The organism is Bacillus sp. SIMBA_005 (assembly GCF_046535585.1).
In the GTDB taxonomy this organism is placed as follows: domain Bacteria; phylum Bacillota; class Bacilli; order Bacillales; family Bacillaceae; genus Bacillus; species Bacillus pumilus.
The window spans coordinates 1-252 of record NZ_JAWRWI010000821.1 but is presented as its reverse complement, the minus strand read 5'-3'; the positions used below and the strand labels follow the sequence as shown (position 1 = coordinate 252).

General features: G+C 38.5%; 1 pseudogene. It reads left to right on the top strand.

Features of this window, described 5'->3' with window-relative positions:
• Positions 1 to 59: 59 nt before the first annotated feature.
• Positions 60 to 252 (top strand): annotated as a pseudogene (locus SB660_RS22365) (M48 family metalloprotease); the annotation flags it as partial.

The following is a 252-nucleotide window of genomic DNA, read 5'->3' as shown; positions in this document are numbered from 1 at the left end:
CTTTGGCGCTTTTTCCAACGGTTCTTCTTTTTTTATCCGTTTACGGATTGTTATTCTTTATGTATTACGGACTTTTTGGGGACTGGAGAAATAGAATAAGGGCCGGGTTAAGGCGCCCGGCAACCATTGGAGAAAAGGAGTACCTTGAAAGGTTAAACGATGAAGTTTTTATAAGCGTACAAAGACATTATCCTCATGTGAAAAAAGCGGATCTTTTTTTAATAGATGATGAGGGTATTAATGCATTTGCAC